An 8,824-nucleotide genomic window follows, 5' to 3' on the forward strand; every position below is an offset into this window, starting at 1 on the left:
TGCTCCGCGTTACTTGCTGGCCAGCAGATTCTTGTCGACCCAGATCTGGGTGTAAGTGGGGCTGATGATCATCCCCGACGGGCTGTTCACGAAGTCCTTCAGGTTGTCCTGGGTGACGGTGGCCACCGGCATGATCATCTTCTTCGGCGGCTGCGCGCCCTTCACGAGCGACAGGCTCAGATAGAACGCCGCCGCGCCGATGCCGGGCGTCGTGTTCATCGAGATCGTCGTGTAGCCGTTCTTCCTGTTCTGCGCGTCCCACCATTTGATGAAGTCGGTGCTGCCGCCGCCTTCGATCACCGGCATCTTGTCGCGATACTGGCCGCCGTACTGCTCGAACGCCTGGGCGATGCCGAAGTCGTCACTGCCGCCCTGGCCGAGCACCGCATCGACGTGCGGCAGACTCGGCAGCACGTTGGCGATCGCCGACTGCGCGACCGAAGCGGTCGCCTGCCCGTACACGGTCGCGACGACCTTGACGCCCGGATAGTGCTTCAGCACCTCGACCTGCGCGTTGTACATGTCGTTGTCCGGTGCCGAGCCCTTCACGCCGCGCACCTGGATCACGTTGCCCTTGCCGCCGATCTTTTTCATCACCCACTCGGCTTCCTGCTTCTTGTAGCCGGTGAAGTCGAAGTTCAGTTGGTAGTTGCACGGCGAGCTTGCGACCGAGTCGAACGACACGACCTTGATGCCGGCCTGACAGGCCTTCTGGATCATCCCGTTCACCGCGGTCTCGGAGGCCGCGTCGACGGCGATCGCATCGACTTTCTTGAGAATCAGTTCGGCGATCTGACTGTTCTGCTGCGCGACCGAGCCGTCGCCGTTGACGACGATGTAGTCGGCGATCTTGCCTTCCTGTTTCGCCTGCTTCGCGGCCGCGTCGAACGAGTCGACCATCTGATGCCGCCAGGTGTTGCCATAGTACGCATTGGCCAGCGCGATCACCGGTTTGTCCGGTGACGCGACGGCGTTCGGCGCGAGCGTTGACACGAGCGCGAGTGCGCCGAGCGAGGCGGCGAGCGTTCTGAGTTGCATGTCTGTCTCCTGATTTTCGATCCGTCGGCGATGCCCGGCGAGAACTGTTCGAATGTGTGCATTCGTCTTGTTTGTGAATGCACTTTAGTCACGCGGGAACGGTGGGACAATCGATTTGTTCTCGGCAAGCTGTGAGAAAATCTCATACGCGACAGAGAAAACCCGTACTCGGGTTCCGTGCCGACAGGGCTTTCCTCGACGGACAAGGAGACATTCATGCACACCCCGCGCCCCTCCCTGAACGCGTTGCGCGCATTCGAAGCCGTTGCCCGGCTGCGCAGCATGACGCTCGCCGCGCACGAGCTGTGCGTGACGCACGGCGCGATCAGCCGGCAGATCAAAACGCTGGAAGAAACGCTCGGCCTCACGCTGATCGTGCGCTCCGCGCAAGCATCCGATCCGACACCCGAAGGCGCGCGCTTCGCCGAGGGGCTGAGCGCCGCGTTCAACCTGATCGATGCGAGCATCGAGCAGTTGAAGCCCGAGCCGCTGACGCTGTCGTGCTCGACGTCGGTGATGATGTACTGGCTGATTCCGCGCATTGCGGGCTTTCATCAGCGTTATCCGCAGACCGAATTGCAGTTCAACATGAACTACGACCAGATCGATTTCGTGCGTGACAAGATCAGCGTGGCGATCCGCGCGAACACGATCGAACCGCCGAAAGACGCGCTCACGCGCCAATTGATGGACGAGTGGATCGGCCCGGTCTGCTCGCCCGCGTATGCGCAGGAGCATGGCCTCGCGACCCCGCGTGATCTCGAACGCGCGGCGCTGCTGTCGACGAGGACGCGCCCGGAAGCGTGGTCCGACTGGTTCAGCGCGACCGGACTCGATGCGATGCCGCAGGAAGCGGCCGGCGCTTACGATCACTTTTATCTGCTGATTCAGGCGGCCGTGTGCGGCCTCGGCATCGCGCTCGTGCCGCAGATGCTGGTGATGAACGACCTGATCTCGGGCAAGTTGTGCGCGCCGTTCGGCTTCGTCCGTGGGCCGCGTCAGCTGGTGCTATGGGTCGCGCCGCATCTGCGCGCGCACGCGGAGGTCAAGCAACTGGAGCAATGGCTGATTGCGGAGATGAACGAAAGTCTGAAAGAGATGACCGCGTTTCTGGCGACGACAGACAACGCTGACGCGCGAGGCGAGGCGCACTGGCACGTGGCCGGTCGAGCGTCAGATTAGCGCGGCGCTGAGCGCGCCGCGTTACGACAGGATCAGCTTGCCGTATAACGCGTTCGCGCGGCTCAGATGGGCGTGCATCGCCTGCGCGGCGGCCTCGCCGTCATGGCGCGCGATGGCCTCGACGATACGTTCGTGCTCCGCGAGCGTCAGTTGCTCGGCGCCGGGCGCGCGCACCATCGGCCGGTAGTATTCAGCGGCCCAGCGGAAAATCGATTCGACGATGGACGGATAGATCGGATTACCGGTAATCGACGCGATCTCACGATGAAACGCCATATCGCAATCGACAAACGCATCGCGGTCCGCGAGCGCCGCGCGTTGTTCCCGCACCTTCGCGCGCAGGCGTTCGATATCGGCGTCGCTCGCGCACCCGGCGGCCATCCTGGCCGTGCCGGTTTCGAGAAAGAGCCGCGCTGATTTCAAGTGATCGAGCATGTCCGGCTGCGTGCGCAGCAGATGCATCGTGCCGACCGCGATCTGCGCGATCAGGCTTTGCGCGGTCGGAACGACGACCCGCGCGCGCTCGCCATGCGCGATTTCGACGATGCCCGCGCGTTCGAGCGTTTGCAGCGCCTCGCGGATAGCCGGCCGGCCCACGCCGTAGGTTTCCATCAGCTCGCGCTCCGAGGGCAGTTGCTCGCCGGGCGCGACCTGGCCCGACTGGATGCGCTCCATCAGCCGGTCCAGCACTTCCTGATATAGCTTGCGCCGCTGAATCGTTTCGGCCATTCCTGTTGCTCGCGTCAATGACTCGCGTCGAATAAACCGACATTATTCCAGAAGCCGCCCCGCGCGCACCGAGCCGAAGAACGACGCCGCGCCGACCTGACCGCCCTTCAGCGCGATTTCGAGGCCATCGCGCGCCGGATCGTCCGACCATGCGCGGCACAGCGGCGAGCCGGGCGCCATGCCCGCGGCGACGCTCAGTGCCGCGATGCCGAGCCGGCTCGCCACTTCGCCCGAGCTGTCGCCACCCGCCACCACCACGCGCGGCACCGCCGTGCGTTCGAGCGTGCGCAGCATCACGTCGGCGAGCGCCTCGCCGACGCGGCGCGCGGCCTGCGCGCGGGTGAGCCGCGCGCGCGCGGCGATGTCGTCGAAACCGAGCACGTCCGGGTCGTCCGGGCCTTCCGCGCTGAACACGAGCGAACTCTGAGCGCGCGATAGCGCGTCGATGCTCACCTGCACCGCGCGCTCGACTTCGGCCTCGCGCGTGTCCGCGTCCAGCGCACGCCGCAGATCGAGCCGCTCGACTCGAAAGCCGTTGTCACGCGCCCAGCGGATCTGCCCGGCCGTCACCGGCGAGCAGCTGCCGCTGACCGCGGCGATCGCTTCGACGGGACCGGCCACTGGCAGACTCGGCGATGCGGGCACGAGTCCGAGCGCGCGCCAGTGCGCAGTCAACGCATACTGCAAGCCCGACGACGACGCACTGAACACGCCCGCGCCGCGCTGCTCCCAGACGAGCCGTCCGGCGGCGGCGAGCGACGCTTCGTCGAGCACGTCGATCAGCACGACCGGTGGATCGTCGCGCTGCAGCGTGTGCAGCCTGGCGGCGGCATCGGGCGACGCGAGTTGCACGAAGTCGATCAGTCCGATCTCGCGTGGCGTCTGCCGCGCCAGATGCACGCGCAGGTCCGCTTCGTTCATCGGCGTGACCGGATGGCGCGACATCGTCGGATGACGATCGAGCCGATAGCCGGTGCCGTCGACCGCCGCGAACAGGTTGCCGAACGCCTGATAGCGCTTCAGACGCGGCGCGCCGACCACCATCGGCGACCACCTGCCCGGCATCTGCCGCACGCCGATATCGATCGCGCGCCCGATCGAGCCGGTTTCCGGCGACGAATCGAACGTCGAGCACACCTTGTATTGCAGGATCGGCGCACCGAGCGCGGCGAGGCTCGCGAACGCGCGCGGCAACTCGTCGTCCATCCATTGCAGGCTGCGCCCGCGCGACGATCCCGCGAGCCCCACGCAGCGCACGCCGGGAAAGCGCGCGAGCAGCTCGGGCGTCGGAACCTCGAAGCACAGCAGCGTGGGCACGCCGGCAGCGCTCATGGCTTCCATCGCGTCGGTCGAGCCGGTGAAATCGTCGCCGTAGTAGGCGAGCAGCAGGCCGTCCGGCCAGCGGGCGTCGGTGCCTTCGCTCATCACGTGATGCGGCGAATGCTGTCGGCGATCTCGGCGCGGTCGAACACGTTCTTCCAGTCATCGCGCATCAGACGCGGTTTGCCGAACTCGATCGCCTTGTTGCATGCATCGGAGAACGCGCCGGGAATCTCGTTGAAGATCACCGCGGCCAGAATGTTCATATGGCCGAGCAGGAAGTCGCGCGCGGCCTGCTCGGGCACGCCGCGTTTCACGGTTTCATCCATCGCCTCGCGCATCACGTGCAGCAGCGTCGCGCAAATCGTTTCCGACAGACCGGGTTCGAGAATCGCCATCTGATCGACGCTCAAGCGATACGAACGCAGAATCGGCGCGTAGATCACCTTCGCGACCGCTTCGCCGAGATCGAACGCCTCCTCCGGGCCTTGCATCAGCGCGCTGACGACCGACTGCTTCGCGTGCGCGCCACCGAAGTGGTCGTGCAGCGACTTCTCGTCGGTGTCGTAATTGAAGATGATCGGATGGCACGGATGAGCGACGAAGTACGTCAGATCCTTGCGATCCGGCAGATGGCCGGCGAACGGCGCGGCCGCGTCCAGCGTCATCACCATCGTGCCGGGGCGCAGCTTCGGCGCGATTTCATGGCTCAGCTTGCCAATCAGCGTGTCGGGCACCGCGAGAATCACGACGTCGGCGCCGTCCAGCGCGGCGTCCGCCGCAACCACGTCGATGCCGAGTTCGTCCTTCAGACGCCTCTGCCCCGCCGTGCCCGGCTCGACGTGCGCGACACGGTAGTCCGACTTCAGCAGGTTACTCGACAGGCGCACGCCCATCTTCCCGCCAGCGCCAAACAATGCGATTTTCTCCTTCATGCCAGCTCTCCTTCAGCAGTCGATGCAAGCCGGAACGCGTGGCCCCGGCAACGTGGATCGGCGAATCTCGATGGGTGCAACGTCAGTGCGCTTGCGCCGGCTCGAGCGACGCGCGGGTACGCGTGCGGCCGATCGCCAGCGCGAGCACGGCGGACATCAGCATCATCGCGCCGACGATCAGCATCGGCAGTTGATACGAGCCGCTCGCGTCCTTCGCGACGCCCGTGACGTACGGCGCGACAAAGCCCGCGACGTTGCCGACCGTATTGATCAGCGCGATGCCGGCTGCGGCCGCCGCACCGGACAGGAAGCGCGCGGGCAACGCCCAGAAATTCGGCAGCGCCGCGAAAATCGCACACGCCGTGACGGTGATGACCGCGATGCTCGCGCTCGGCGAGCCCATCTGCAGCGCGAGCGGCACGCTCACGGCGCCGATCAGCGACGGCAGCGAGATGTGCCACGAGCGCACGCCGCGCCGGGTCGCGTCACGGCTCCACAGGAACAGCACGAACGCCGCCGGCAGATACGGAATCGCGGTGATCAAGCCCTTCTGGAACACGTTGAAGTGCGTGCCGAAGCGCGTCTCGAAGCCGCCGATGATGGTCGGCAGGAAGAACGCCAGCGCATACAGGCCGTAGATCAGGCCGAAGTACATCAGCGAGAACATCCACACGCGGCCGTCGGTCAGCGCGGCGAGCGGACTGCCGTGCCGCGCGAGCGCGGCTCTTGCGCCTTTCTGCTGTTCCTCGGCTTCGAGTTCCGTGCTGAGCCAGTCGCGCTCGGCGGCGCTCAGCCAGCTAGCCTGCGACGGCTTGTCGGTCAGATAGAACCACGCGAGCACGCCAATCAGAATCGCGGGGATCGCGACGCCGAAGAACATGATGCGCCAGCCGGCCAGTCCGAACAGACCGTGTGCATCGATCAGCAAGGCCGCGACCGGCGCGCCGATCACGATCGTCAGCGGCTGGGCGAGATAGAACAGCGCGAGGATATGGCTGCGGTGCCTGGCCGGCACCCACATGCTCAGGAACAGGATCGCGCCCGGGAAAAAGCCCGCTTCGGCCACGCCGAGCAGAAAGCGCAGCGCATACAGACCGTTCACGCTGCTGACCCATGTGAACAGCAACGACACGATGCCCCACGTCACCATGATGCGGGCGAGCCAGCGCCGGGCGCCGAACTTGTGCAGCGCGAGGTTGCTGGGAATCTCCAGCACGATATAGCCGATGAAGAACACGCCCGCCGCGAGACCGAACTGCGCAGCACTCAGGCCGAGATCCTTGCTCATCCCGTTGGGTCCGGCGAACGAGATCGCGGTCCGGTCGAGAAAGTTGATGAAGAACATCAGGGCGACGAACGGTACGAGTCGCCACGACACTTTTCGAATGGCCGACCGTTCGACGGCCGCCGGATCTGCAACGCTCACGTGTCCTCCCGCTGGGCTGGATGGTCAAACTGGTGTGATGAGTAGACCATCGTGAGCGGGCGCGACGACATAGGCGTAAACACCGGGTCACTGCGATTTTTTCTCACAGGGCGGTGACTAAAAATCCCAGCGGAGCCAACCCGCAGCGCATGGCACTTTTTCGGTCGACAACGGCCGCCGCTATCGGCTACGACGTTTTTTTCCGGCGGCGTACCCATTCCGCGAAGGCTTCGTCTTCGATACGGTAATCGCCGACGGCGAGCCGCGTGACGAAGCTCTGCGATTGCAGTCGCCGCAGCGCCTGGGCGGCCGTGTTTTTCGTGGCGGACTTACCGGTTGCCGCGGACAGCCGCGCGAGGCCCGCCGCGCCGTGCAGGTCCGTTTCGCCACGCGCGAGCATGGTGATCACCGCCTGGTCCGCCAGATTCAACTCGCTCCATTGCCGCAGAAAATGGTCATCCGAGAAGACGGACGCTTTGGTATGGGCAAGCGCGGCTTCATTGCCGTGCGGCTGGTAGAGCATGTATCGCTCGACAAAGCGCTTGAAAAATTCAGGCGTACGATGCAGTTCGTCGAACGCGAGCTTGCCCTGCTCAAGCGTCAGCCGTTGACGCGCCATGCTGTTCATCAACTTGATGGTGAAGGCGACGAATTCGTCTCCCAGCAGCGGGAACGGCTCGAGTGCAGCCCAGTTGTAGAACGGTTCGGACGCGCGCGCAAACATCTCGCGCAGTGTTGTCTCAGAGCTACCCGCGAATATCACCTTGATGCGGTCCTTGCGGATGTCGAGCGCCGCACGCAGCGCATGCGCGAAATCACCGTGGTCTGCGCGCGCGAGAACCTGCGCCTCGTCGATGACGAGAAGCAGCGACCTTTTCTGCTTGTCGAGCTGGCGGAGCACCGCGCGCAGCGCGGTCGCGCTGTCCGCGTCGGCCGACCCGAGTTCCGTCTCCAGCGAGCCTTCCACGCCTGGGACCTTCGCGCTTGCCTTGAACTTGCGGACCGGCTTGCCGATTTTCGTGAGCACCGCCTTGACCCCTTGCGGCGCGATTGCCTCTGTCAGTGCGGCGATGAGCGCGGCGTCCGGCGAAGAGCGGTTATCCCACAGGTTCGTATAGGCCACGAGGTACCCGCGCTCGAGTGCCGCCGGCAGCAGGTCACGCCGCAGAAACTCCGTCTTGCCCATGCGCCGGCGCGCAAACAGACCGCGCGCCGATGAGAGCTTCAGGCTGAAGGCCTGAAGATAGGCTTCGGCGAGTTCGGGCCGGGCGAAATGCCATGGGTCCGGCTCCAGCGTTTCATGTGGTTTCATCAAAAATGAAAAGTATTAAAACTGATGATACCTCATGATACCGTCGGCACCTCGACACGTAAATGGTCGACCGCAGGGGCGAACAGCCACCGGTAGCCGTTGCTGAGCAACATCGTCGTTCAGCCCGTGCCGTTGCGGTCTGCGGCGATGATGCGTAGCTTGTGCGCAGCACGCATGCCCGCGCGGCCTGGGTAGTAAGTTGCGCGGCGCTATCTTCTGCCAACGCCCGAACGATGGCTCCGCCCGTGAAAACGCGCGTGTTATTCAACCCTGCCCAACTTCAAATCAACGGGATGCGCCGCTGTCAGTTGTAGCCCAGAATCGCCGCGGTCGCGACGTCAGTTCTGTCGTAGGGATTGCCGGCCAGCAACACAGTTGGCTCGTGCATGAGCAACTGATAGGACGGTGTATAAATCCCGCTCAATGCATCCACGTCCTCTTTGATGACCTCCTGCGGGTGGCTATTTTCAGGATGATTCATCATCGTCTCCTATTGAAGGGTCTGCGTTCTTTGACGGATCGCCGAAGCGCATCCATCCTTTCGGACCCAATGCGTAAGTCATGCAAAATTTATGCCGAAATCGGGCTGCGACCGAGCCGGGATCTCGCCAGAAAATCGCCTATAAGTGCTCCTGAGTCGCAGGCTTACTCCGTGATGCGTCCCTAGCAAAAACTTCCATCACATGATGATATTTTAATGCGAATCAGCAAGTATTGGACGTGTCGGTGTGTCCGGCGAGCGACACACCATCAGTTCTATATGAACGCGTCCCTTTGCGCTAGTTCTCGCTTGTGTGACAGACAGGATGGGCTGCTGCTCTATATCCGGGCTTGTTGCAGCCCAATAGGCTACGGCCCCCTATGAAATCCGCTGGCCCGCGC

General features: G+C 64.2%; 8 protein-coding genes. 1 reads left to right on the forward strand and 7 read right to left on the reverse strand.

Features of this window, described 5'->3' with window-relative positions; all coding sequences use genetic code 11:
- Window positions 1-9: 9 nt before the first annotated feature.
- The gene (locus F6X42_RS29070; protein WP_187637490.1) at window positions 10-1,038 is read right to left on the reverse strand and encodes an ABC transporter substrate-binding protein; all 1,029 of its coding nucleotides are present in this window, start codon (window positions 1,036-1,038) and stop codon (window positions 10-12) included.
- Between the two features lie 216 nt (window positions 1,039-1,254).
- Between F6X42_RS29070 and F6X42_RS29075 the strand changes: the two genes are divergently transcribed.
- Window positions 1,255-2,220 (forward strand): LysR substrate-binding domain-containing protein, encoded by a 966-nt coding sequence (locus F6X42_RS29075; RefSeq protein ID WP_187637491.1) that lies wholly within the window; start codon window positions 1,255-1,257, stop codon window positions 2,218-2,220.
- A gap of 21 nt (window positions 2,221-2,241) precedes the next feature.
- Here the strand turns inward: F6X42_RS29075 and F6X42_RS29080 are convergent, their stop codons facing one another.
- From F6X42_RS29080 to F6X42_RS29105, 6 genes are all read right to left on the reverse strand, one after another.
- Window positions 2,242-2,949, reverse strand: coding sequence for a transcriptional regulator NanR (locus tag F6X42_RS29080; RefSeq protein WP_187637492.1), 708 nt, complete (start codon window positions 2,947-2,949; stop codon window positions 2,242-2,244).
- Between the two features lie 42 nt (window positions 2,950-2,991).
- On the reverse strand, window positions 2,992-4,374 hold the full coding sequence (oiaK, locus tag F6X42_RS29085; RefSeq protein WP_187637493.1) for a 3-oxo-isoapionate kinase OiaK: 1,383 nt from the start codon (window positions 4,372-4,374) through the stop codon (window positions 2,992-2,994).
- On the reverse strand, window positions 4,374-5,204 hold the full coding sequence (locus F6X42_RS29090; protein ID WP_187637494.1) for a phosphogluconate dehydrogenase C-terminal domain-containing protein: 831 nt from the start codon (window positions 5,202-5,204) through the stop codon (window positions 4,374-4,376). The genes oiaK and F6X42_RS29090 overlap by 1 nt, the downstream gene beginning before the upstream one ends.
- An 82-nt stretch (window positions 5,205-5,286) precedes the next feature.
- Window positions 5,287-6,630, reverse strand: a complete 1,344-nt coding sequence (locus tag F6X42_RS29095; RefSeq protein ID WP_187637495.1) for an MFS transporter — start codon at window positions 6,628-6,630, stop codon at window positions 5,287-5,289.
- A 187-nt stretch (window positions 6,631-6,817) separates the two neighbouring features.
- Window positions 6,818-7,942, reverse strand: a complete 1,125-nt coding sequence (locus tag F6X42_RS29100; RefSeq protein WP_187637496.1) for an ATP-binding protein — start codon at window positions 7,940-7,942, stop codon at window positions 6,818-6,820.
- Between the two features lie 304 nt (window positions 7,943-8,246).
- Entirely contained in the window at window positions 8,247-8,423 is a 177-nt protein-coding gene (locus tag F6X42_RS29105) for a hypothetical protein (RefSeq protein WP_187637497.1), read from the reverse strand.
- Window positions 8,424-8,824: the final 401 nt, after the last annotated feature.

Origin of the sequence: Paraburkholderia podalyriae (assembly GCF_014397785.1) — a bacterium.
GTDB lineage: Bacteria > Pseudomonadota > Gammaproteobacteria > Burkholderiales > Burkholderiaceae > Paraburkholderia > Paraburkholderia podalyriae.

Excerpts from the sequence above, each read along its gene's own strand:
- F6X42_RS29080 (WP_187637492.1), bottom strand. The coding sequence starts at position 2,949 with ATGGCCGAAACGATTCAGCGGCGCAAGCTATATCAGGAAGTGCTGGAC.
- F6X42_RS29100 (WP_187637496.1), bottom strand. The coding sequence starts at position 7,942 with ATGAAACCACATGAAACGCTGGAGCCGGACCCATGGCATTTCGCCCGG.
- F6X42_RS29070 (WP_187637490.1), bottom strand. The coding sequence starts at position 1,038 with ATGCAACTCAGAACGCTCGCCGCCTCGCTCGGCGCACTCGCGCTCGTG.
- F6X42_RS29105 (WP_187637497.1), bottom strand. The coding sequence starts at position 8,423 with ATGAATCATCCTGAAAATAGCCACCCGCAGGAGGTCATCAAAGAGGAC.
- F6X42_RS29090 (WP_187637494.1), bottom strand. The coding sequence starts at position 5,204 with ATGAAGGAGAAAATCGCATTGTTTGGCGCTGGCGGGAAGATGGGCGTG.
- F6X42_RS29075 (WP_187637491.1), top strand. The coding sequence starts at position 1,255 with ATGCACACCCCGCGCCCCTCCCTGAACGCGTTGCGCGCATTCGAAGCC.
- oiaK (WP_187637493.1), bottom strand. The coding sequence starts at position 4,374 with ATGAGCGAAGGCACCGACGCCCGCTGGCCGGACGGCCTGCTGCTCGCC.